Origin of the sequence: Lactococcus petauri, from assembly GCF_023499275.1 — a bacterium.
GTDB lineage: Bacteria > Bacillota > Bacilli > Lactobacillales > Streptococcaceae > Lactococcus > Lactococcus petauri.
Genome location: NZ_CP094882.1, coordinates 1,307,003 through 1,330,120, shown reverse-complemented (window position 1 = coordinate 1,330,120; position 23,118 = coordinate 1,307,003). Strand labels below are relative to the sequence as shown.

The window sequence follows — 23,118 nt, the reverse complement described above, 5'->3', positions numbered from 1 at the left end:
CTTCAGCCTTCAACTGAATGTAAGCTTTTTTGTTTTTCTAAAGAAAAATAGGAAATCTAATAAAAATAGAAAGAGATGGTGAACAAATAATGGATAATTCAAAAACAAGAGTCGTTGTCGGTATGTCTGGTGGCGTCGATAGTTCAGTTACAGCTTTAATGCTGAAAGAACAAGGTTACGATGTCGTTGGTGTTTTCATGAAAAACTGGGATGATACTGACGAAAATGGTGTATGTACTGCTACAGAAGACTACAAAGATGTAGCAGCAGTAGCTGACCAAATCGGTATTCCTTACTATTCTGTCAACTTTGAAAAAGAATATTGGGACCGTGTGTTTGAATATTTCTTGGCCGAATACCGTGCAGGTCGGACACCTAACCCCGATGTTATGTGTAATAAAGAAATTAAGTTTAAAGCATTTCTTGATTACGCAATGGAACTCGGGGCTGATTACGTAGCAACAGGCCACTATGCGCGTGTAACAACAGACGAAGATGGCACAGTTCATATGCTTCGTGGCGTGGATAATAATAAAGACCAAACTTATTTCCTAAGCCAATTGTCACAAGACCAATTGAAGAAAACAATGTTTCCACTTGGTCATTTGGAAAAACCGGAAGTACGCGCCATTGCCGAACGTGCTGGACTTGCAACAGCGAAGAAGAAAGACTCAACAGGAATCTGTTTCATCGGTGAAAAGAATTTTAAAGAATTTTTAACAAACTATCTTCCAGCCACTTCAGGTAAAATGATGACACTAGATGGTGTAGAAATGGGTACGCATGCCGGTCTCATGTATTATACCATTGGTCAACGTGGTGGTTTGGGAATTGGCGGTCAACATGGTCAAACTACAAGTGATCCGTGGTTTGTAGTAGGGAAAGATCTTAGTACAAATACGCTCTATGTTGGACAAGGCTTCCATCATGAGCATTTATACTCTGATAATTTAACTGCCAGTGAATTGAGCTTCACTCGTCCAATGCCTGAAGAATTTGAAATGCATTGCACAGCGAAATTCCGTTACCGTCAAGAAGACACAGGTGTAACTATCTCTGTTAAGGGAGATAAAGTTGCTGTCAAATTTGATGAACCTGTACGTGCTATCACTCCAGGACAAGCTGTTGTTTTTTATGACGGTGAAGAGTGTCTCGGCGGGGCCTTGATTGACTTTGCTTATAAAAACGGCCAAATTATGCAATACCAATAAAATAAGAGAAACGTGGGGAAACCCACGTTTTATTTTTGATTAAATTTTAAATTTGTTATAATTTATTTATAATCAAAAATTTATTTAATGGTGGGGATATGAAAAAAATTGGAAAAGGAAATCTTGTTTTACTTGCTTTAGTATTGTTAACGAGCCTCGCATTTATTTGGAGTACAAATTACAAAGAACAAAGCAAACTATTAGCTGACAATATCACACTTCCACGGTTGAGACCAATTTTTGATCAAGAAGAAACAACAAATCAACTCGTTGCGCAGATAGCTCAAGGAGATTACTCAAGTATACAAGGTAAATGGGAAAGTGAGCGTGGTGTGAATTACGAAATCGATGGGTCACGATTTCTTTTTGGTAAGCGTGAATATTATATGATAAAAGGTGGTTATGATGACTACGGAATTCCTTATATTATGACGGACAATAGGCATTCGGCAAAACTATATTTTTATCCAGCAGGAAAACCAATTCCTACGCTTCAAGAAGATGGCACGGTTGTTGTTTCAGATATAGCAGATCCGAGTGATACAAGTAAAAATCGTCTCTTATTTGCGCAAACAGTACTCCCTTCAGAGCAAATAAAAGAAAACGTTTTCTATCACGAAAATTAAGCTGTAATGGCTTAATTTTTTTAGCGATAAATACTGTAAAGACAAGTCGAAATAAACTTTTAGACTATTTAAAGGTATTCTTTATAAAAAAGAAGAAAAAAAGTATTAAAAAGCTTTCATTTCTCTCATAGTTGTGATATACTAAGTCATAAGACTGTAGACAGTCAAATTGTTGGAGGAATTTTTTTACAAATGAATGAATTTGAAACATTGTTAAACAGCGTTGAGGACGTTAAAGTACGTGACGTCGTAAAGGGTGAAATCCTTACTATCGAAAACGGGCAAGCAACAGTTGCTATCGTTGGTACAGGTGTTGAAGGTGTCCTTACACTTCGCGAAATCACAAACGACCGTGATGCTGATATCAATACATTCGTAAAACCTGGTGATATTCTTGATTTGCTTGTTATTAAACAAATCGTTGGTAAAGATGCTGAAGGTGCAAATGTATACCTTCTTTCATTGAAACGTCTTGAAGCTCGTAAAGCTTGGACTGAACTTGAAGGTAAAGAAGGCGAAATCCTTACAGTTAAAGTTACTAAAGACGTTAAAGGCGGACTTTCAGTAGACTATAACGGTGTTCGTGGATTTATCCCAGCGTCTATGATTGATACATACTTCGTTAAAGATACTAAGAAATTTGTTGGTCAAGAAATTGAAGCTAAAATTATCGAAATCAACGCTTCTGAAAACCGCTTCATCCTTAGCCGTCGTGCTGTAGTTGAAGCTGAAACTATCGAAATGCGTAAAGAAGCTTTTGCTCAATTGAACGAAGGCGATATCGTTGAAGGTACTGTTTCACGTGTTACTAACTTCGGTGCATTCGTTGACCTTGGTGGTATTGACGGACTTGTTCACGTTTCAGAACTTAGCCACAACCGTGTTAAACGTCCATCAGACGTTGTAAAACCTGGTGATAAAGTTGAAGTTAAAATCTTGAAACTTGATGAAGAAGCTGGTCGTCTTTCACTTTCTCTTAAAGCTACACAAGCTGGCCCATGGGAACAAGTTGAAGAAAAAGCACCAGTTGGCTCAACTGTTGAAGGAACTGTTAAACGTCTTACTGACTTTGGTGCATTCGTTGAACTCTTCCCAGGCGTTGAAGGACTTGTTCACGTTTCACAAATCTCTTGGGAACGTGTTGAAAATCCAAAAGACGTACTTAAAGTTGGTCAAGTTGTGAACGTAAAAGTTCTCGACGTGAAACCTGAAGAAGAACGTATCTCACTTTCAATCAAAGCATTGGAAGAAGCTCCAGCTCGCCCAGCTCGTAATAACGAAGATGGCGAAAAACGTGACCGTAAACCACGTGCTCCACGTAAAGCAGCTAAACCAAGCTACGATCTTCCAGAAACTCAAGAAGGTTTCTCACTCGCAGACTTCCTTGGTGAAGACTTCGACATCAACGATTTGTAAGAAAATCTCCAGAAAAGTCGCTTAAGCGACTTTTTTTGATCTTTGATAAAAATTTCTTTTGGCAATTTGAAATTGACTTCTGAACTTAATAGTTCAGGAGTTTTTCTATTTTATTGAGGTTTCTTTGTGTTGATTGCGAAAGCTTAAAGCATTTCGAGAGCTTTCTATTTATTTCTTTGATTTAATTTTTCTTTATAAAACAGAAAAATTATAGATGTTAGATCTATGTTAAGATGAAAGAAAAAATTATTGGAAAAGAGGAAATTTATGATGAAAAATAAAAAACAAGTATCAGTCGGACTGATGAGTTTTGTTTTATTAACCTTAGGGGGAGTGGGCCAAGTCCAAGCCGAATCCTTGGAAGACTTGAAAGCAAGGATGGCAGAACATGTCAAAAAATTAGAAAGGAGTAGCCGCTCATCAGATTCCGAAGAAACAAGAAAAATGGAAAAAGAACTGGAAGAAATGTATCTCAAGATGGTTGATCAAGAAATGAAGGAAAATAAGATCATGGAAAAGATCGATAACTTACCAGTAGTTCCGGATAAGACAGGGCGAACACGTGCGCGACATGGCAGATGGACCTGGCGTGATGGCGTTATCGCTGTGACAAACAATGGAATTTCTGGAGCTGGCATGCGGGAATAGTAGCGCCACAAAAATCATGGGTTACTGCAGAATCTTCCCCAAAAACAGGGGTTAAGCTTCAATATAACTTTGAGGGTCGTGGAAAAGTAGGAAAATATAATGTCTGGCAAACAGGTGTAAAGTCAACGACTGTCTCACAAGATTGGCATGCGGGTCATTGGGCGGGGAGACAGGTAGGCAAGCCTTATAATTATAACTTCTACAGAACCAATAATAGGAACAGTTTTTACTGTTCGCAGCTGGTTTGGGCAGCCTATATGGATGTTGCCAAGGTTAATCTCAATACCTCCGCTTACGATATCCCAGGTGCACGTGCTATCCATCCTTCCGAGTTGCTTTATAATAATAAAGTCCAGTTGATATATCGCGCAAAATAAGGATGTCTATCGGACAATGAAAAAAATAATACTACTAGTCCTAGCTACTGTTTTACTCTCGCTCGGTGCCGTCTTTTTAGTCTATAGAAGCTTCCCTAAAGGAGAACAGACCTTTAAAACGAGTAAAAAAACTGACTTTTATATCATGTCGTATAAAAAGATTGTAGGTTTTGAGCGGACAGATAAAGGGGCAAAGAAACGCTCAGAAGACAAAGTAAAGCTAGGAGAGCAGACCGCAACCCATAATCTCCAACCAGATTCTAAAAATAATCATTTCTTTGTTTTTGAAGATTTCACACCAGGACCTTTTCCAAGAGGTCCACAAACAGTCGTTAGCTTAGATATTGAAAAAGGCAGCTTATCGAAAGCAGAATACCCAGAAGGACCAATCACGGGAGCGGGATTTGATGGCAAGTTTTACTATCCTATGACCAGTCAATATAAGGGAGGATCTATTCATAAATATGATAAGTCGAAAACACTAAAAAAACAGTATAAATTCCCAGATACAGCTGACAACGTGATGCCTGCTGCAGCAACCGATGAGCAATATCTTTATGTTTTGAATAATGTGACGAATGAGGGGGAAAAGTATACATACAACAATCTTGTGACTTTTGATAAAAACAATTTAACGAAAGTAGATGAAAGGTTAATCACCAATACAAGTCCTAACGTAGCAAACTCAGAAGGCTTTATGGATATAAAACTAATAGGAAATAAATTTTACCTGACCAATAGAGGGAATCGCTTGAAGAGTAATCCTTATGAACCCACTCCACAAGATAAATTGGTTATCCTTGATAAAGAGAGTTTGGCACGCAAGGAAGTTAGCTTGGGGCAAGATGAACCACATAAAATAGCAGTATCCAGTGATGAAAAAATTTTAGCCATTAGTCATGCGAATGACAGTTTTAATACCTCAATGATAATAAGTTTCTACGATATAGATAGCCAAAAAATTCGTCGGTTAGTACTTGATGAATCACTCATGGAGAACTATTCTACAGAAGATATGCTAATTAATGTCGACTTTGATAAAGATGGTAAAGTTTGGATTTTAACTTGGAAAAATCTTCTTGTCTATGATTTAGAAAAGCAAGAAAAAATTTTCGGACTTGATTTAGTAAAATATGATTTAGAATACGCACATTTATTAGCTTTGAAGAAATGATACCTCATGTGATCAAAAAATTCTTTACCTTTTTGTTGCTCATTTTGTTTAAAAATGCTATCATATTTTTAAGCAACCGCTTGCGTAAAAAATGAAAAAAGAGGAAATAAATAATGAATCAACAAAATTGGTGGCAAGAAATTGTGATGTATCAGATTTATCCGAGAAGTTTTCAAGACAGTAATGGAGATGGTATAGGCGATATTAAAGGTATTATTTCGCGTTTAGATTATCTTGCTGAGCTAGGTATTGGTGGTATTTGGCTTAGTCCTGTTTATCAGTCTCCCAATGATGATAATGGTTATGATATTTCAGATTATGAGTCTATTATGGACGAATTTGGCACAATGAGAGACATGGAAATCCTTATTTCTGAAGCAGATAAACGTGGTATCAAAATTATTATGGATCTAGTTGTTAATCATACCAGCGATGAGCATCCATGGTTTATTGAAGCAAGAAAATCTAAAGAAAATAACTACCACGACTATTATATCTGGAGAGATGCACCATCTGATGGCAGTTTGCCTAATGATTTGAAGTCAATCTTCGGAGGCCCTGCTTGGCAATGGGATGAAGTTGTAGAGCAATACTATTTGCATTTGTTCAGCAAGAAGCAACCGGATCTCAATTGGGAAAATGAAAAACTCCGCAAGGCCATTTATGAGATGATGAATTTTTGGATAGATAAAGGTATTGGAGGTTTCCGTATGGATGTCATCGATTTGATTGGGAAGCAACCAAATCAAGGTATTACAGGAAATGGACCAAAATTACACGATTATTTGAAGGAGATGAATCAGGCGACTTTTGGGGATAAAAATCTGCTGACTGTAGGAGAAACTTGGGGCGCAACACCTGAAATTGCGAAACAATATTCTAACCCAGCCAATAAAGAGCTCTCGATGGTGTTCCAATTTGAACATATCGGTTTAGATGAAGCTGAAGGAAAAACCAAGTGGGATTTGATGCCACTAGAGATTCCAAAATTAAAGGAGGTCTTTAGTAAATGGCAAACAGAATTAGGAAATGAAGGCTGGAATTCACTCTTTTGGAATAACCATGATCTGCCAAGGATTGTCTCACGTTGGGGTAATGATAAAGAATACCGTGTAGAATCGGCTAAAATGCTAGCTATTCTCCTACATATGATGAAAGGGACTCCGTACATTTATCAAGGAGAAGAAATTGGCATGACCAATAATCCTGTAACTGATATTGAACAAATTGATGATATTGAAAGTCGAAATATGTATTTTGTGAGATTGGATGAAGGTTACAGTAAGGAGGATATTCTTCAGTCAATCAACGCAAAGGGACGTGACAATGCACGTACACCGATGCAATGGAGCAATGAAAAATCAGCTGGATTTAGTGCAGGCCATCCTTGGTTAGCCATTAACCCTAACTATGAAAAAATTAATGTAGAGGCAGCCTTAGAGGATGAAAATTCCATCTTTTACACTTATCAAAAGTTGATTGCTTTACGTAAAGAAAACCCAATCATCGTCTGGGGCAAGTTCGAGCTACTTAAAGATACAGCGGAAGAAGTTTTTGCTTATATTCGATCTTACAAAGGTGAAAACTGGTTAATTGTGGCTAATTTCAGTACTAAGAAAAATCAATTTTCTTCCTCATATGAAGTAAAAGAGGAAGTAATTCATAACTATCCTGAGGCTATCGATAATGTGGAAGAAATTGTCCTCAAACCTTATGAAGCCTTTGTTGCTAAACTTAAATAAATTACAAACCACCTTACTTCAATCGGAGTAAGGTTTTTTTGTGCATCTTTTAACAGAAAAACATTTACATTTAAATTGTTGACAAATGAAAAATAATTACCTATAATAAAAGAAAGCGTTATCAAAATATTGACAGATAATTTAAGGAGAGTAGATATAATGAAATTTGGAATGATCGGTCTTGGAAAAATGGGCTACAACTTAGTACAAAATGCTGTGGATCATGGTATCGAAGTGGTGGCTTTTGATCAAAATGAAGCGATTGCGCATGAAGCAGAAAAATATTCTGAAAAAATAACCGCAGCTCATAGCTTGGAAAATCTTTTAAGTAAACTTCCAAGTCCTAAGATAGTATGGGTAATGTTGCCAGCCGGAGAAGCGACAAATTCAACAATTGAACAGCTTTCTGAACAACTCTCTGCGGGCGACATTCTTATTGATGGCGGAAATTCTAATTATAAAGACAACTTGAAGCAAAATGAAGAACTTAAAAAGAAGGGGATTCACTTTTTCGATGTTGGAACTTCGGGAGGAATGGCTGGTGCACGTTCTGGCGGAAATTTTATGATTGGTGGAGATGACGAGGCATCTTGGAAAGTTCTTGAACCACTATTTAAAGCCTTGGCGCAAGAGAACGGTTATCTCTATACTGGGAAATTAGGGAGCGGGCATTATCTCAAAATGATTCACAATGGGATTGAATATGGCATGATGCAGGCTATTGCTGAAGGCTTTGAAATTTTGGAAGCTTCACCTTATGATTATGATTACGAGGCGGTAGCAAAACTATGGAATCATGGTTCGGTTATTCGTAGCTGGTTGATGGAATTGGCTGAAGCACAGTTTGCTCAAGATCCAAAATTAGAAGATATTGCAGGAAAAGTTGCAGCTTCGGGTGAAGGAAAATGGACAGTGGAAGAAAGTCTAGATTTAGAAGTCCCTGCCCCAATCATTGCTCTCTCACTCATGATGCGAAATCGTAGTTTACAAGAAGATACAATGACAGGGAAAGTTGTTGCTGCCTTGCGCAATGGTTTTGGTGGACATGCAGTAGTAGAAAAGTAAGGAGAAAAAATGGAATATTTGATTGGTCTTGACCTAGGGACGACTGCAACTAAGGCAGTTCTCTTTAAGAAAGACGGAGAAATCGTGGCTAGTAGCAGTCATGGCTATAAACTTCATCGGGATTCGACAGGAATGGCAGAAGAATCCCTGGAAGACATTTTCGAAGCTGTTTTGATTACTATTCGTGAGGTTTCAATTCATCTAGAAGAGGAAGATGAGCTCTTAGCTGTATCTTTCAGTACACAACTGCACTCCCTTATTGCTTTTGACCAAGAGTGGCAACCTTTGACAAGAGTGATTACGTGGGCAGATACACGAGCAGTTGCTTTTACAGATGAACTGAAGTCTTCAGGACAAGGTTTTGAAATTTATCAACGAACAGGAACACCGATTCATCCGATGGCGCCACTCTCAAAACTTTTATGGCTAGCAAGTGAACGCCCAGAAGTTTTTGAAAATGCAGCGCACTATCTTGATTTGAAAGGCTATATTTTCTATCGTCTCTTTAAAACGAACAAGATGGACTTGTCGGTCGCAACTGGAACAGGAATTTTTAATATTCATGAGTTGAACTGGGACAAGGAAGTTCTAAAACTAGTGAAAGTTTCCCAACAGCAACTTCCACAAGTCGTTGAACCTTATGAGATTGAAGAGGGAATGCCTTCAGAATTTGCCAAGAAGATGGGCATTCCTGAGACAACTAAGTTTGTCTGGGGCGCAGGAGATGGTCCACTTTCTAATCTTGGTGTTAATGCCATTAAACCAGGAGTAGCTGCAATTACTATTGGGACTTCAGGAGCGATTCGTGTGGTAACAGACAAGCCACGTGTCGATGCTAAAGCACGGACATTTACCTATGCTTTAGATAAGGAACATTGGGTAGTCGGAGGTCCAGTTAACTCTGGTGGTGATGTTTTCCGTTGGGTAAGAGATCAAATTTTCGATGAGGAATTAAACTTTGACGAAATTACTGAGATTGCCGCGCAGATAGAGGCGGGAGCAGAAGGTCTGCTTTTCCATCCTTATTTGGGCGGGGAACGTGCTCCTCTTTGGGATGCTAATGCCAGAGGCTCCTTCTTTGGCTTAAACCATGGACATAATCGGGATCATATGGCCCGCGCCGTTTTAGAGGGTGTAATGTTCAATCTTTACATGGTGGCTCTAAGTTTGATTGAAGTGACCGGAGATTTAAAGCAAATCCAAGCAACAGGCGGATTTGTCAGTTCAGAGTTATGGACACAAATTTTAGCTGATATTTTTGAACAACCAATTAATGTGCCAGAAAGCAAGGAAGCAGGCTGTTTAGCAGCTGTGGTAATGGCAGAAAAAGCCTTAGGATTGATTGATGATTTGGGTGTTGTTGAGCAAATGATCGGATCTAATGCAACCTACAAGCCTAACAGTAAGAATTTTAAAGCTTATAGAGAATTATCAATCATTTTTGTACAATTGGCCCGTAGTTTTGAAGAAAGTTATAAGGCTATAGCTGACTATCAGCGTAAATAAAAGTTAGGAGATTTTTATGGATTTACTTATCGTTTTGGTCGGAGTATTGATCTTGCTTTTCTTGATTGGGAAAGCTAAGTTGAATACTTTTGTCTCTCTGGTTATCGTTTCCTTTATTGTTGCGATGCTTCTTGGGATTGATTTAGCAAAGATTCCAACTTCTATCGAAACAGGGATTGGCGGGCAGCTCGGTCATTTAGGAATTATCTTTGGGTTTGGAGCCATGCTTGGCCGCTTGGTCTCAGATGCCGGCGGTGCCTATCGTATTGCGCACACTCTGATTGACAAATTTGGGAATAAAAGGATTCAGCTTGCTGTTGTTTTAGCTTCCTTTATCATTGGAATCGCACTTTTCTTTGAAGTCGGTATGGTTCTTTTAATTCCAATTATCTTTGCGATTGCTGCAGAACTCGCTATTCCAATTCTCTATTTGGGTATTCCGATGGTTGCAGCTCTGTCTGTTGCCCATGGATTCCTCCCACCTCACCCTGGACCTACAGCCATTGCAGGTGTTTACGGGGCAAATATGGGCTTAGTTCTTCTTTATGGCTTTATTATTGCCGTACCTACAGTTCTCATCGCGGGTCCTCTCTTTACAAAATTTGCGAAAAAGATGGTCCCAGATGCCTTCTCAAGAAAAGGCAATTTGTCAACAGTTGGAGAATATAAAGAGTTCAGACTTGAAGAAACGCCCTCTTTCTTGTCAGCAACGCTTACCTCACTTATGCCAGTTCTTTTGATGGCCATTTCTACTTTATACGTGATGGTGGCACATGGAGGCAAAACACCAAAAAATCCAAGTGCGCTAGATAATATAGTTGCTTTTATTGGTAGCCCGGATGTGGCAATGCTTCTTTCACTACTTATCGCTATCTTTACCATGGGTATTTTCCGTAAGATTCCAATGAAACGTTTAATGGCATCAGCAGAAGCTTCTATTAAACAGATTGCCATGATGCTCCTAATTATTGGTGGTGGTGGTGCCTTTAAACAAGTCCTTATTGATGGTGGTGTGGGTGACTCAGTTGCTCAAATCTTCCAAGGTAGTCGTCTGTCACCCTTGATTTTAGCTTGGTTAATTGCTGTTGTTCTACGTTTAGCTTTGGGTTCTGCCACAGTTGCAGCCTTAACTGCAGCTGGACTCGTTTTACCTTTAATGGCAGCTACAGGTACAAATCCGGCTTTGTTAGTTATCGCTACAGGAGCAGGCTCACTTTTCTTTAGTCATGTCAATGACGCAGGTTTCTGGATGTTTAAAGAATATTTCAATCTTACAGTCAAAGAAACGCTGTTAACATGGTCGCTTTTAGAAACATTAATTGCCATTGTTGGGCTCGTTGGAGCACTTATATTAAATGTGTTTGTATAAGAAAAAAAGCCATTAGAAGTTCTCTAATGGCTTTTTATTACAAACTTTGCGCTGTAGAAACAACATCTTTTGTTTTCATACTGGAAATCTTTTTAACCCCAAGGCCAGTAAAAGCGCTGATAAGAGAAAAGACAGGGGAGAACAAACTAAAGAAGACAAAAGGTAAGTAAGTCAGAGTTGGTACGCCGAAAGTACTGGCAACGAAACTCCCTGCAATTCCCCAAGGAATAAGGTAGTTGATGACTGTTCCGCCATCCTCAAGCGTACGTCCCAAGACAACGGGGTCAAGATTGGCTTTTTTGTAGACCTCTTTAAAAGCATTTCCAGGAAGAATTACCGAAAGGAATTGCTCACCAATAAAGATATTTACACCGATACTAGTAAACAAGGTCGTTGTGATCAAACTCTTTGGTGAGGCAAGCTTATGTGCAACCCGGTCCATGACTGTCGAAACAAGTCCTGTTTTCATGAGGAGACCGCCAAGAGATAAGGTAAGAATGATGAGTGATACTGTTGGCATCATGCTTTCAATTCCGCCACGTGAAAGTAGGAGGTCAATTTCTTGATTTCCTGTTGCTGATTTAAAACCAGAATCAATCAATAAACCGAGGTCAGTAACTTTTGTATGTGGATTATGAATAAATATCATTACTAAAGCGATACCAATATTCAAAAGAATAGTAAGGATAGCGGGGATTTTTTTCCAAGCACAAACAAACATGAGGAGGATAGGAATGAAGGCCCAGGCCGAAATTGAAAAATTAGCATGTAGAACTTTTGTGACTTCAGCAATCTTATCTAAACTGGTTGCTTGATTGCTGACACCTAACATAGCAAATAAGACTAAAGAAACCACAAATGCTGGAAGTGTCGACCACATAAGATTTTTGATGTGCTTAAATAAATCCGCATCCACAACGGCAGCAGTAAGGTTTGTTGATTCTGAAAGTGGAGACATTTTATCTCCGAAAACAGCACCAGAGACAATCGCCCCTACGATGAGAGCAGGATTGAGTCCGAGCGTTGCACCGATACCAAAGAAAGCAATACCGATAGTTGACATCACGGTAAAGGCGCTTCCGACGGCACTCCCTACAATCGCACAGACAATGAAGACTGAAGGTACGAACCATTTGACACTGATAATATTAAAACCAAGAACCATCAGAGTAGGTATGATTCCAGCTTGAATCCATACAGCGATTAAGGAGCCTACTAAAATAAAGATAAATATTGGGATGATGCCAGGTTTTATTCCGGAGATTATGCCATCATGAATCGCATCAAAGGGCATACGTTTCGCAGACATGTAAATCATGACAATACCGATAGCAAACAAAATGGCAATATTTGGTGCAATCTTAAAGCCAATTACGGAAATGGCAATTGTTGCGATGACTAAAGTAAGCATGAGACAGGCTTCCATCATGCTGGGTTGTTTTATTTTTTTCATATATTTTTCCTTGTAGATTAACTTGTGTTTTGTAATTGTTTATGAACTTTTGTTAAACAATATCGGATAATTCCTCCACAGGATAAATAACTTATGTTCTGTGAGCTCATATCTTTCCTCCTTTTGAAATAAAAAAATCACCCTCAGCTTAAGAAGCTAAGGGCGAATTTCTCCACGGTACCACCTTATTTTTAAAACAGCGAGTGTTTTTCTTTATAATTTCAATTATTATTTTTTCTCAGCTCATTTTAGTGTAATTCAACAAATAGTTCTGATCGGTTCGCAGCAACCACCGACTTTCTGAACAAGAAAACTATTTCCTACTGGGTTAAAATGTTTTTTAGCTTATGTACAAGAATATATTAAAGTCTTTAATTTGTCAAAAATATTTACTCGAAGTATGGAAATATTCTGTATATTGATAATAATTTTATTTTTAAAAGGGGAACCTGTCGTAAATTCTTGCAAAAAAATCAAGGATTTGCTATAATCACTATAACCTTTAAGTGTGTCCAGAGAGGCAGGCAAGGTCAGAATCTTGAATGAACTTAATTAAAGTATATTATAGAGTATTTTCTGATACCTTCCCTAGCCCTTGGACTAGGGAATTTTTCTATATTGGAGTGTTTTATGGCAAAAAAAGAAATCATTGATGAAATCACAATGAAACGTGCGATTACACGTATTACTTATGAAATTATTGAACGAAACAAAGAATTGGATAAACTTGTTCTTATCGGAATTAAGACACGCGGTGTGTACTTGGCTCAACGAATCCAAGAGCGCTTGGCCCAGTTGGAAAATATCGATATGCCTTTAGGCGAACTTGATACACGTCCATTCCGTGATGATAAGAAAGCGACAGAAGATACAACAGAAATTAACGTTGATATTACAGGGAAAGACATTGTCTTAGTAGACGACGTACTCTATACTGGTCGTACGATTCGTGCAGCAATTGATGGGCTAGTTGACCGTGGACGCCCTGCGCGTGTTCAGTTAGCAGTCTTAGTGGATCGTGGCCATCGTGAATTGCCGATTCGTGCGGACTATGTTGGAAAAAATATCCCCACATCCCAAGGTGAAGAAATTATCGTCAACATGTCAGAAGTTGATGGTGAAGATAGCATCTTAATCAAGAAAGAAGAGGCTTAATCGTGTCCAGCAATACAGATATTCTTTTAAAAGTTGACGAAAAACCGAAAGGTGGTCAATGGTTTGGCCTTTCTTTCCAGCATCTTTTTGCCATGTTTGGATCAACAGTTTTAGTTCCAATCCTCGTAGGTATTGATCCTGCAATTGCCTTGCTTAGTTCTGGTTTAGGAACTTTAGCACACATGTCAGTGACACGGTTTAAAGTCCCAGCTTATATGGGTTCAAGTTTTGCTTACATTGGGGCAATGCAACTTCTGATGAAGCAAGGTGGAATGCCAGCAATTGCTCAAGGGGCTTTAACGGGTGGTTTAGTTTACTTACTTGTTGCCATTATTGTTCGCTTTGCTGGGCAAGGCTGGATTGACCGAGTTTTACCACCTATCGTTGTGGGTCCAATCGTTATGGTCATCGGTCTTTCCTTGGCGCCTGTAGCTATCAATGACTCTATGTATACTAATCCAGGAGCGATGACAGGATATAGTTTGCCTTTCTTAGCTATTTCTATGATTACTGTCATGGCAATCGTTATTTTCAGTATCTATGGTAAAGGCTTCCTATCTGTAGTTCCGATTTTGCTCGGTATTGTCACCGGATATATCGCAGCCATCATCATTGGGAAAGTAACTGGTCAAAGCATTGTGGACTTTTCAAATGTTTCCCAGGCAAGTTGGCTCTCGCTTCCTACAATGGAAATACCATTCCTAAGTTATAAATGGGCCTTTTATCCGTCTGCAATCTTGACGATGGCACCTATCGCCTTTGTCACAATGACAGAGCACTTTGGACATATTATGGTTTTGAATTCCTTGACAGGCAAGGATTATTTTAAAGAACCAGGACTTGACCGTACTTTAGCAGGTGATGGGGTAGCACAAGTTATTGCTTCATTTATTGGTGCGCCACCAGTAACTTCATATGGTGAAAACATCGGTGTTATGGCTATTACGAAGATACATTCGATTTATGTTATCGCCGGTGCCGCTGTTCTTGCGGTAGTAGTCAGCTTTATTGGGAAATTGACAGCTTTGCTAACTTCTATCCCAAGTCCAGTTATCGGTGGAGCTTCCATCGCCCTCTTCGGAGTTATTGCAGCGAGTGGTTTGAAAATTATTGTTGAAAATAAAATCAACTTTGATATCAAACGTAACTTGTTAATTTCAAGTGTCGTACTGGTTATTGGTATCGGAGGTATGGTTCTTGATATCACGCAAAATCTACAAATTTCATCTGTAGCTATTGCAACAATTATTGGTATTGTGCTTAATCTGGTTTTACCAGAGGAAGCTTAATATAGCGATTTGCTCATCAAAGGACAAATCACAGTCGTTCATTAACATTTTTAAAAATCATGCTACAGAGAGAGCATGATTAGGGTAAAGGAGACCTATAATGTCAGTAACAAATGGTTTAGTAAGCTTGTCACATTTAACAAGCATGGAAGTGTTGTCAACAGAAGAAGTTATGGCTTTGATTAAACGTGCTTCCGAGTTTAAGAAGGGAACAGCAAAATTTGAAAATAATCGTCAAATTTTCACTTCTAATCTGTTCTTTGAAAACAGCACACGAACACATAACTCTTTTCATATCGCTGAACGTAAATTAGGCTTAGATGTGCTTGAATTTGATGTTGGAACAAGTGCGTTGAGCAAAGGTGAGACACTGTACGATACAATTTTAACTTTAGACGCACTTGGCGTTGAAGTTTGTGTGATTCGCTCTTCTGAGGAACATTACTACGATCAGTTGATCAATTCAGATAATATCCATTGTGCCATTGTAAATGGTGGTGATGGAAGTGGACAACATCCAAGCCAATGTTTGCTGGATTTGATGACGATTTACGAAGAATTTGGGAAATTTGAAGGTTTAAAAATTGCCATCTCTGGTGATTTAACTCATTCTCGTGTTGCCAAATCAAATATGATGATGCTTCAGAAATTAGGGGCTCAAATCTATTTCACTGGACCTGAAAAATGGTACAAGGAAGAAGAATTCGGTGCTTATGGTAGTTATGCGCATCTAGATGATATCCTCCCAGAACTTGATGTGCATATGTTACTCCGTGTTCAATACGAACGCCATACAGCTGGAGATATTATTTCCAAAGAAGATTATCATGAACGCTATGGTTTAACCGTAGATCGTGCCGAAAAACTGCGTGATACAGCTATTATTATGCACCCTGCGCCAGTAAATCGTGATGTTGAAATTGCGGATAGCTTAGTAGAATGTGCGAAAAGCCGTATCGTCCAACAAATGACCAACGGTGTTTACACTCGTATGGCTATTTTAGAAGCAGTATTACGCGACTAAGCGAAGAATTATTGGAGGAATCTATGAAGCGACTGTTAATATTAGAAGATGGAACCATTTTTGAAGGGCAAGCAATTGGTGCCAATACAGATATCACTGGAGAACTTGTTTTTAGTACTGGAATGACCGGTTATCAAGAATCCATCACTGACCAATCTTATAATGGACAAATCTTGACATTTACTTATCCATTGGTTGGAAATTATGGAGTTAATCGAGACGACTACGAATCAATTCATCCAAGCTGTAAAGCAGTCGTGGTGAGTGAAGCAGCACGCCGTCCATCAAACTGGCGTATGCAGATGTCACTGGATGAATTCTTAGAAGCAAAAAATATCCCTGGGATTTCAGGTATTGATACCCGGGCTCTTACGAAAATTATACGTCAACATGGCACTATGAAGGCTGCTTTGGTTAATGCTAAAGATGAAATAGAGCACCAAATGAGTCAACTTAAAGCAACTGTTTTACCTAATAATCAAGTGGAAAAAAGCAGCACTTTAACAGCATACTCTTCCCCAAATACGGGAAGAAAAGTAGTCGTTGTTGACTTTGGTCTTAAACATTCAATTTTACGTGAATTATCAAAAAGACATTGCGACATTACTGTCGTACCCCATAGTACGACTGCGGAAGAAATTTTAGAGATGAATCCAGATGGCGTCATGCTCACTAATGGACCTGGGGATCCAACAGATGTACCAGAAGCTGTAACAATGATTCAACAGATTCAAGGTAAAGTTCCGATTTTTGGAATTTGTTTGGGGCACCAACTCTTCAGTCTTGCAAATGGTGCAACAACTTATAAAATGAAATTTGGCCATCGTGGCTTTAACCATGCTGTTAGAGAAATTGCAACAGGTCGAATTGACTTTACTAGCCAAAATCATGGTTATGCTGTGTCCGCAGATGATCTACCAGAAGATCTTTTGGTTACCCATGTAGAAATAAACGATGCATCCATTGAAGGAGTACGTCACAAACGCTATCCAGCCTTTTCGGTGCAATTTCACCCAGATGCGGCTCCTGGGCCACATGATGCAAGTTATTTATTTGATGACTTTATGGATATGATGGATAAATATTAAAATTAAAAAACAGCTGAAAAGGCTGTTTTTTTAATAAATCATAAAGTTTAAGATTGTATTCTTTTATAAAAGTTGATATAATTTTATCTATAAAACAAAAAGGACATTTTTATGAAAATTTCTAAAACATATTCTATTACTCTGATCGCTTTAGGAGCCGCGATTATTGCAGTACTTTCTCCTTTGGCTATACCTGTGGGGATTGTACCCATAACACTTCAAACTTTAGCTATTGGGCTTATTGCAACGCTGCTACAGCCTCGTGAGAGCTTTTTTGCATTACTGATTTACCTCGTTTTAGGAGCAGTTGGTTTGCCCGTTTATGCAGGAGGAGGATCAGGAATTGGCGCTTTATTTGGTCCAACAGGTGGATTTTTATTCTCCTTTGTACTCGTAGCACCTCTCCTTTCGTACTTTTTACAGAAGACTCAACGCAAATTTTTCTCTATTTTATTGACAAATCTTCTAGCTCAGTTTTTGATTCTTGTACTTGGTACCGTATGGCTGAAATTCTTTATTGGTGCACCTTGGGGAACAGCCTTTGGTATTGGTTTTGCTCCTTTTATTTTAGGAGCAATTATTAAGGCGATGATTGTAGCAGCAGTTAGTGTTGCACTTCTGGATGTTCTTTTTAAAACCAATCCATATTTTTCCAAATAATAATTTATAAAAAGCTTTCCAATTAATTAGGAAAGCTTTTTTAGATAAAGAAAGGTGCTTTGTATTTGCCAAGCTTTATCTTATTTTCTCATTGAATTAATATATAATTTTTATTATGAGAAATAAAATAACTCAAAAATATCGGAAGAGTCTCATTGTACAGAAAAATAAGTCACTTCCTATTTTCTTATTTAAAGAATACAGGAGGAAAGTATGATTAAATTTTACTATAGACAAGGCTGTGGTTCTAGCCAAAAAGCAAAGTCATGGTTTGAAAAGTATAAAATAAATGTAGATATGAAAAGAATAGGTGAAATCTCTAAGCAAGACTTGCAAAAAATTTTGTCTTATATGGATGGAGGAATTGAGACGATTACTAAACGGTCGAGCATGAGTAATCCACAGACACAGAATAGTTTAGAAATGCTTTTAGAAATGAATCTGGACGAAGGTCTAGAATATTTATCTCGGAATGCATACCTACTTCGTTCACCGATAGTTTTAGATGAGAATAAAGTCCAAGTTGGTTATAACATGGATGATTTACGTCAATTCTTCCCAAGAGAGTACCGACGGTTAGAACTAGCTACAGACCAGGGATTTATCTAGAAGTAAATAGAGAATTGGAACGAACAAATGAAAAAGTTTTGGAAAAAAGTAGAAGAAGGTATGGAATATTTTGTTTATATCTTGTTTATTATTATGTTCTCAATCTTATTGGGATTTATTTGGCATATTATCCCGTGGATATGGGTAAAATGACAACCTGTTCGCTTGAACAGGTTGTTTTATAATATTATTTTGGATTTTATGTGTATTAAGTTAAAATTAAATTATGATATACATATAAATGAAAACATAGCGAGAAGTAAGTGGTATTTTGTAATTTATGGTGCGAATTCTTAATGTTTTTTCATATACTGAAATATACAAGGGGATATTAGATGAACAAGGAACACAAAAAAAGAATAGTTAATATTGCAGTTTTGACTTTGGTTCTTTTAATCAGTGGTGCTTTTGCTTTTAGCAACTTTAATCAACGCGTGCTTAATGATCGTGATGGGGATAATACTTTTGTAGGAGGACGAGTGCATGACTATTATAATCGCGATACTGGAAATAAAGATGTTTTTGTTGAAAACTATAGTGAGCACCCGATTATGGTAAGGATTCGTTTGGCTGAGTACATGGAAATAAAAAAGCGTGGAGAAACAGCTGTTAAACCGCTTGTCCCTAACACTTCTAGGAGTAATATAGAATCTTGGACAATATGGAAGCCCAGCTTAAACGATATTAATGTTCGAGCAGATAACGACAATTCCAACTATTTTGAGCATTACACAGACTTGTACTTCGGCTGGAAAGAAGGAAACAATAATACGCCTTGGTATTTGCGTACCTTTAACCGTGACCCTCAAAGTAATATTACTGCTGCTGCTGGACATGCGCGTGACTATGTTATCGGTGGGGGCGCTACTGATGCAAATACAGATGGTCGAAAGCATCCAGGAGACGGAACAGATGGTTACTGGAATCACCGTGTTGGACCTGGATTTACTATTGGTTTTTTTGTCGAAAACAATGAAGACTGGATTATTGGTGACGTCCCCCTTAATCCGACTAGAGGAGTTTTACCTGAGGATAGACCTCCGATGACTTTACATAATTGGGAGAATGAATTGCCAGATGAAGAAAAAATTGGTAATTTCTGGGTGGTTGACCATGAAACAGGTTGGGCGTATTGGGCTAGTCAGCTTCATCGAGGTCGTGCGACTTCTTATTTTTTGGACGAAGCCAAAAGGGGGGTTCTGAGTAAAGATGTAAGTTTGGTCAGGTATTACTATGCTATTGATGTACAAAGTGAGCTCATTGGACTAGGAAATTTTCGATTTAAAGATGAACCGACAGAAGGCTATGGTGGTGGTGTAGGCAAATTACTGAAAGGTATACGTAATAATGCAGTGGACAAAGCAGATGACAACCCAGATTCCGATGTTGATTCACATGTCAATGATTTTAATTTTGAAACCATGAATCCAGGGCGCATCTTCACTATGGCGGGACATGAATTCCGATATCTTGAAAATATGGGGGAAGGCAACCATCTGATTATTCTCAATGATACGTTGAGATATACGACCTTTAATGCCCAAGAAGAGCGATTAGAAAGTTGGTATGAAAAGGAACTTAACAGTGAAATTAAAACTATCGTTGCACCTGTGGCTCAAAGTTTTCCCTCTGATGGTGTAACACAAGTAGAGGCAGAATTGGATACAATGCATTTTCGTGCTCAAACACTTCCACCAGCTGTTGCGGCAGATGAAACAAAGCTTGTTCCTAACGGGATTGAGCGTGCCTTTGCCCTATCATTGGCAGATGTTAATCGTCTATCTGGACCAGGGCTAGGTTTTCGTAACCTATCAGAGCGTTCGCTCTTCACTACAATAGGTTGGTGGTGGTTGCGCACAACAGGGGCGCCCCACACAGCTTGGCAGGTAGCTACTGGGGCGGACCATGTAGCACTTCGAAATCCAGGTGGTAATCTCACAGGGCATCCACCAAGACATTTAGGAGCTGTAGATTCAGGTGGTGTTCGACCTGCTCTCATTATTCATCAAGCACTGTAATCTTCGTATCACGTTATAAAATTTCTAAAAAATAAAGAGCCTCAATCTTAATAAGAATATTAAGACTGAGGCTCTTTTTTTATCACTTCTTGGAAGACTGTTTTATTGACAGTCTTTGAGTTTTCTGCAATCCGGTAAAGGGCGTTACGCTGCAACAACTGTATCTTAGGTAGGAGAGATTGCCCATCTTTTAGATAAGTGCTAACCAGCTTATTAGGATCAAAGTCAATATCATCAGGAGGAAAGGAAATTAAACTTGAACCAAGATAGTCCTTCGTTGAAAGTATTCCTTCTTCAATATGATAGGTTCTTGCTTGTGGCTGCCCATCACTAAAGAAGGCAATTACAGCATTGTAAGCTACTTTTTTAGTTAAACCGTAGCGTTTGTCCTTATAGCGGAGCAATGCGCTGAGAAGAAATTCCTGAGCTTCTAAGGGCATGAGTTGCGGTTGATAATGGAGTTGTACCAGAATTTCTTCACTTATCTTATGAAAACCTGTAATCCCGACTAAAAAGCCATTGGGACTCACATAAAATTTTTTAAAATGCGTACGAATAGCTTGATCATTTTCGGTAATTTGCCCATCTGAAAGCACAGAAATAAAATCCTTAGTGAGTGCTAAATTAAGAAAACTCATTTATTTTACGAACATCGCATCGCCAAAGCTGAAGAAGCGATAGTGCTCATCAATTGCATGTTGGTAAGCTTCAAGGATAAAATCTTGCCCCGCAAAAGCAGCAACCAGCATAACAAGTGTTGATTTTGGCAAGTGGAAGTTAGTATTGAAAGCATCAACGACTTTCCATTGATAGCCAGGTTTGATAAAGATATCTGTCCATCCAGAATCTGCTTGAATATCTCCATCAAATTTTGTTCCAATCGTTTCTAATGTACGGATAGAGGTTGTACCACAAGCAATTACACGATGACCAGAGGCTTTAACAGCACGAAGTGTTGCCGCAGCTTCTTCAGACAATTGATAGAACTCACTATGCATATGATGTTCTTCAATATTATCAACGCTCACTGGTCGGAAAGTACCCAAGCCTACATGCAAAGTAAGTTCCACAATATGAACACCTTTAGCACGAATCTTGTCTAATAGCTCAGGTGTGTAGTGTAAGCCGGCAGTTGGTGCTGCAGCTGATCCGTTTTCTTTTGCAAAGACGGTTTGATAACGTTCTTGATCTTCTAGTTTTTCATGAATATAAGGCGGAAGTGGCATTTCGCCTAAACTTTCTAAAACTTCCAGGAAGATACCATCGTAACTAAATTCAACGATACGTCCGCCGTGTTCCAATTCTTCAACCACGGTTGCTTTTAAACGTCCATCACCAAAAGAAAGTTCTTGACCAATACGCATCCGTTTTGCTGGCTTAGCTAAAGTTTCCCACCGATCACCTTCAGTGTTCTTAAGAAGGAGAAGTTCAACATGTCCTTGAGTTTCTGGCTTAACGCCATAGAGACGTGCAGGAAGGACACGTGTATTATTGAGAACAAGAGCATCGCCAGGATTAAGCTCATCCACAATATCATAGAAGTGTTTATCTTCCATTGAATGGTTTTCTTTATCCAAGACTAAAAGGCGTGACTCAGAACGCTTTTCAAGAGGTGTTTGGGCGATAAGTTCTTCTGGTAAGTTAAAATCAAAATCATTAATATTCAAAATATATTTTCTACTACTTTCTACAATTTTTAATTTGTCTATATTGAGGGAAAATGAAAATATAAAGCTTTTCAAAGAAAAAAACTCTACTCTTAAGTACTAACCCTTAATGTAAAAATTTCTACTTTCTTTCTATCGAGAAGTAGAGAACAGATAACTACAATATTATATCACAAATGGAAAGCTTAGATTAATCCTGTTTCTTTTTAGAAGAATCTATCAATTAGTACAATTATTACGCATAAAAAAACTACCTTGTTGAGATAGTTTTTTTGCTTTCCCAGCTTAATGCTTATTTTTACATTGAAAATAAGCATCAAGTGTTCGTTTTAAAAATTCACGATCTTTCTCTTCAATTACTTCTTTTTTATAGAAAAGAGCCTCATCAATTAGTCTGTCAAGATTGAGAGAGAGTTTGTTTTTATAGGTAGTATCAATATCAGACTTTTCAACTCCCAAAATATCTGCCATTTTTTGAATTACACCTTGTGAAGGTGTGATTCGCATATTAAGGTAATCTGACAAAGTAGAAGGAACAATCCCGATTTTAGAAGCAAAATCTTTCTGCTTTATACCACTCATCTGAAGATACTTTTTAATATTAGCTGCAATAATAGCACGATGTTCTTGAGTATCCATATATTTATTATAGCGTTAAACTCAAACGCAATCAAGAAAAATAGTTCGGTTTTGTCTTGATTATTCATTTATAACGTGCTATAATTAAAATAATTGTGTTAATTTATGATCAAATTAAGAAAGAGGTTTTTATGCAACAGAATTCCTTAAGAGGTTGGAGAGAAAAAGAAGGATTGTCAAAGGAGTTGTTGGCAGATAAATTGAACTTGACAGTCAATGAACTAGACGGTTTAGAAGAAGATTCTTCTCAAATATCAAAAAAAACATTGGAAAGAATTCTGGCTTTATTTAACATTACTTATGATGAAATAATATTAGGTAAGGCAGAAAATCACTGAATTTATTTAACACCAAAATACGTTCTAAACGTATTTTAATATTA

Annotated in this window: 22 protein-coding genes; 18 read left to right on the top strand and 4 right to left on the bottom strand. The window is 38.1% G+C overall.

Annotated features, from left to right (window positions below; genetic code table 11):
• Positions 1-86 precede the first annotated feature (86 nt).
• The 10 genes from mnmA (at position 87) to lgb_RS06450 (ending at position 11,134) form a co-directional block, all read left to right on the top strand.
• Positions 87-1,211, top strand: coding sequence for a tRNA 2-thiouridine(34) synthase MnmA (gene mnmA / locus lgb_RS06495; RefSeq protein ID WP_029345661.1), 1,125 nt, complete (start codon positions 87-89; stop codon positions 1,209-1,211).
• A gap of 98 nt (positions 1,212-1,309) precedes the next feature.
• Positions 1,310-1,837 carry a DUF6287 domain-containing protein gene (locus lgb_RS06490; RefSeq protein ID WP_019293116.1) on the top strand — a complete coding sequence of 176 codons (528 nt, stop codon included), beginning with the start codon at positions 1,310-1,312 and terminating at the stop codon, positions 1,835-1,837.
• A 192-nt stretch (positions 1,838-2,029) separates the two neighbouring features.
• On the top strand, positions 2,030-3,253 hold the full coding sequence (gene rpsA / locus lgb_RS06485) for a 30S ribosomal protein S1 (protein WP_004256275.1): 1,224 nt from the start codon (positions 2,030-2,032) through the stop codon (positions 3,251-3,253).
• Positions 3,254-3,520: 267 nt separating this feature from the next.
• On the top strand, positions 3,521-3,901 hold the full coding sequence (locus tag lgb_RS06480) for a hypothetical protein (RefSeq protein ID WP_249663181.1): 381 nt from the start codon (positions 3,521-3,523) through the stop codon (positions 3,899-3,901).
• Positions 3,898-4,278, top strand: coding sequence for a YiiX/YebB-like N1pC/P60 family cysteine hydrolase (locus tag lgb_RS10325; protein ID WP_080567244.1), 381 nt, complete (start codon positions 3,898-3,900; stop codon positions 4,276-4,278). Before lgb_RS06480 ends, lgb_RS10325 begins: the two co-directional genes overlap by 4 nt.
• 16 nt (positions 4,279-4,294) lie before the next feature.
• Positions 4,295-5,452, top strand: a complete 1,158-nt coding sequence (locus lgb_RS06470; RefSeq protein WP_019293118.1) for a hypothetical protein — start codon at positions 4,295-4,297, stop codon at positions 5,450-5,452.
• Positions 5,453-5,565: 113 nt separating this feature from the next.
• Positions 5,566-7,194 carry a glycoside hydrolase family 13 protein gene (locus lgb_RS06465; RefSeq protein WP_019293119.1) on the top strand — a complete coding sequence of 543 codons (1,629 nt, stop codon included), beginning with the start codon at positions 5,566-5,568 and terminating at the stop codon, positions 7,192-7,194.
• Positions 7,195-7,353: 159 nt separating this feature from the next.
• Positions 7,354-8,259: a phosphogluconate dehydrogenase (NAD(+)-dependent, decarboxylating) gene (gene gnd, locus lgb_RS06460; protein WP_019293120.1), complete on the top strand. Its 906-nt coding sequence runs from the start codon at positions 7,354-7,356 to the stop codon at positions 8,257-8,259.
• Between the two features lie 9 nt (positions 8,260-8,268).
• A complete protein-coding gene (gntK, locus tag lgb_RS06455) occupies positions 8,269-9,765 on the top strand; it encodes a gluconokinase (RefSeq protein ID WP_019293121.1) in 1,497 nt (498 codons plus the stop codon).
• A gap of 16 nt (positions 9,766-9,781) precedes the next feature.
• Positions 9,782-11,134, top strand: a complete 1,353-nt coding sequence (locus lgb_RS06450) for a gluconate:H+ symporter (RefSeq protein WP_004256283.1) — start codon at positions 9,782-9,784, stop codon at positions 11,132-11,134.
• 37 nt (positions 11,135-11,171) lie between these two features.
• Here the strand turns inward: lgb_RS06450 and nhaC are convergent, their stop codons facing one another.
• Complete coding sequence (gene nhaC, locus lgb_RS06445; protein ID WP_064305321.1) at positions 11,172-12,587, bottom strand: Na+/H+ antiporter NhaC; 1,416 nt, start codon at positions 12,585-12,587, stop codon at positions 11,172-11,174.
• Between the two features lie 630 nt (positions 12,588-13,217).
• Here nhaC and pyrR point away from each other — a divergent pair.
• From pyrR to lgb_RS06410, 7 genes are all read left to right on the top strand, one after another.
• Positions 13,218-13,742, top strand: a complete 525-nt coding sequence (pyrR, locus tag lgb_RS06440; protein WP_004256286.1) for a bifunctional pyr operon transcriptional regulator/uracil phosphoribosyltransferase PyrR — start codon at positions 13,218-13,220, stop codon at positions 13,740-13,742.
• Between the two features lie 2 nt (positions 13,743-13,744).
• Positions 13,745-15,031, top strand: a complete 1,287-nt coding sequence (locus tag lgb_RS06435; RefSeq protein ID WP_017369180.1) for a uracil-xanthine permease family protein — start codon at positions 13,745-13,747, stop codon at positions 15,029-15,031.
• 100 nt (positions 15,032-15,131) lie between these two features.
• The gene (locus tag lgb_RS06430) at positions 15,132-16,055 is read left to right on the top strand and encodes an aspartate carbamoyltransferase catalytic subunit (protein ID WP_019293123.1); all 924 of its coding nucleotides are present in this window, start codon (positions 15,132-15,134) and stop codon (positions 16,053-16,055) included.
• Between the two features lie 23 nt (positions 16,056-16,078).
• A complete protein-coding gene (locus lgb_RS06425; RefSeq protein ID WP_019293124.1) occupies positions 16,079-17,143 on the top strand; it encodes a carbamoyl phosphate synthase small subunit in 1,065 nt (354 codons plus the stop codon).
• 111 nt (positions 17,144-17,254) lie between these two features.
• Positions 17,255-17,803, top strand: a complete 549-nt coding sequence (locus lgb_RS06420; RefSeq protein ID WP_019293125.1) for a biotin transporter BioY — start codon at positions 17,255-17,257, stop codon at positions 17,801-17,803.
• 213 nt (positions 17,804-18,016) lie between these two features.
• On the top strand, positions 18,017-18,412 hold the full coding sequence (locus tag lgb_RS06415; RefSeq protein ID WP_019293126.1) for an ArsC/Spx/MgsR family protein: 396 nt from the start codon (positions 18,017-18,019) through the stop codon (positions 18,410-18,412).
• Positions 18,413-18,747: 335 nt separating this feature from the next.
• Complete coding sequence (locus tag lgb_RS06410) at positions 18,748-20,430, top strand: hypothetical protein (RefSeq protein ID WP_249663180.1); 1,683 nt, start codon at positions 18,748-18,750, stop codon at positions 20,428-20,430.
• 59 nt (positions 20,431-20,489) lie between these two features.
• Here lgb_RS06410 and lgb_RS06405 read toward each other — a convergent pair whose 3' ends face one another.
• The 3 genes from lgb_RS06405 to lgb_RS06395 form a co-directional block, all read right to left on the bottom strand.
• Positions 20,490-21,068 carry a hypothetical protein gene (locus lgb_RS06405; RefSeq protein WP_019293129.1) on the bottom strand — a complete coding sequence of 193 codons (579 nt, stop codon included), beginning with the start codon at positions 21,066-21,068 and terminating at the stop codon, positions 20,490-20,492.
• A complete protein-coding gene (gene queA, locus lgb_RS06400) occupies positions 21,069-22,097 on the bottom strand; it encodes a tRNA preQ1(34) S-adenosylmethionine ribosyltransferase-isomerase QueA (RefSeq protein ID WP_019293130.1) in 1,029 nt (342 codons plus the stop codon).
• Positions 22,098-22,382: 285 nt separating this feature from the next.
• Positions 22,383-22,736, bottom strand: coding sequence for a helix-turn-helix domain-containing protein (locus lgb_RS06395; protein ID WP_019293131.1), 354 nt, complete (start codon positions 22,734-22,736; stop codon positions 22,383-22,385).
• A gap of 131 nt (positions 22,737-22,867) precedes the next feature.
• Here lgb_RS06395 and lgb_RS06390 point away from each other — a divergent pair, with 131 nt between their 5' ends.
• Positions 22,868-23,074 carry a helix-turn-helix domain-containing protein gene (locus tag lgb_RS06390; protein WP_019293132.1) on the top strand — a complete coding sequence of 69 codons (207 nt, stop codon included), beginning with the start codon at positions 22,868-22,870 and terminating at the stop codon, positions 23,072-23,074.
• The last annotated feature ends 44 nt before the right edge of the window (positions 23,075-23,118 follow it).